The sequence below is a fragment of the Desulfovibrio sp. 1188_IL3213 genome, from assembly GCF_036763145.1.
In the GTDB taxonomy this organism is placed as follows: Bacteria; Desulfobacterota; Desulfovibrionia; order Desulfovibrionales; family Desulfovibrionaceae; genus Desulfovibrio.
Genome location: NZ_JBAIYR010000531.1, coordinates 1 through 1,363, shown reverse-complemented (window position 1 = coordinate 1,363; position 1,363 = coordinate 1). Strand labels below are relative to the sequence as shown.

Here is a 1,363-nt window from a genome sequence, read left to right as displayed (position 1 = left end):
CGCCGAAGACGCCGCCCTGCCTGCCAGCAACGGCGCGGGCGTTCGGCCTTGGCAGAAAATGTTTTTGTACGGATCTTGATCAGTTGTAAGGAGAAAAAATGCGTTTCCAAAATCCTCTTGGCCGGATAAGCCCATACCTGGGACGTCTGTCCTCCCCTTTCGGCAAATTTTCCGATATCTGCCGGATGATCAAGATCGAGCACTCGATCTTTGCCCTGCCGTACGCCTGGGCCGGAGCCTTTCTGGCCGCGCGGGGGCTGCCCCCGACATGGAGCCTGGTGTTTCTGACCATCGCCATGGTGGCGGCCCGCTCATTTGCCATGGCGTTCAACCGTCTTGTGGATCTCCCCTTTGACAGCGACAATCCGCGCACCCAGAACCGCCCCCTTGTTACCGGAGCCATCTCCACCAGGCAGACATGGGCGTTCTGCGGGCTTATGGCCGTCATTTTTATCGCCGCCTGCGCGTGTCTCAACCAGGTTTGCCTGTGGCTTTCCATTCCGGCGCTTGTTTTTTCCGCGATTTACAGCGTGCTCAAGCGCTTTACGCCCCTGTGTCACTTCTGGCTGGGGGCCACGCTCGGCCTTGCCCCGCTGGCCGGATGGCTTTCGGTGGATCCCGGCAGCCTGGGCATGGCCCCGGTGCTGCTGTTTTTTGCCGTGACCTTCTGGGTGGCCGCCTTTGACATTTATTACGCCTTTCAGGATGTGGACTTTGACGAGGCTTTCGGGCTGCACTCCATACCGGCCACCTTCGGCGCGGAAACCGCGCTTGTTCTGGCGGCCTTTTCCCATGCCATGACGTCCATCTTCCTGCTGCTGACAGGTTTTGCGGCCGGTTTGAGCTGGCCCTGGCATGTGGTCTGGCTGGGCATTACCATCATGCTTTTTGTGGAGCACAGGCTCATGCGGCCGCAAGACCTGCGCCATGTAAACACGGCTTTTTTTACCCTTAACGGCATCATATCTCCCGTGGTGCTGGCCGGGGTGATTCTTGGCATCTATTTCTAAAAAACAACTTTGCTCCAGGATTTTTCATGCCTCGTAAAAAACAGTATCAATGGCAGGCTCATGACGACGGGCAGGAACAGGATTTCCAACAGCCCAGCCGTTCGGCCAAAAAGCGCGAAAGCCACGCTCTCCAGGCCCTGGGTGAAGAGCTTGCCCGCCTTGGCCCGCAGGAAGTGCAGAGCCTGAGCCTGCCCCCGGAGCTTGCGGAAGCTCTGGGCCTGTATGCCCGCATACGCAACCATGAGGGACGCCGCCGCCAGATGCAGTTCATCGGCCGCCTCATACGCGAAATGGATGATGTGGAACCCCTGCGCGCCGCCCTGCAGCGCCGCAAGGCCGGATCTATGGCAGCC

2 protein-coding genes are annotated in these 1,363 nt (G+C 59.3%); both read left to right on the top strand.

All coding sequences use genetic code 11. The features are described from left to right. The first annotated feature begins 98 nt into the window (after window positions 1-98). Window positions 99-1,010: a 4-hydroxybenzoate octaprenyltransferase gene (locus tag V6C16_RS13345; protein ID WP_333534920.1), complete on the top strand. Its 912-nt coding sequence runs from the start codon at window positions 99-101 to the stop codon at window positions 1,008-1,010. A 26-nt stretch (window positions 1,011-1,036) separates the two neighbouring features. Continuing rightward, the coding region (gene yjgA, locus V6C16_RS13340) for a ribosome biogenesis factor YjgA (RefSeq protein ID WP_333543446.1) at window positions 1,037-1,363 on the top strand (327 nt) is incomplete at its 3' end.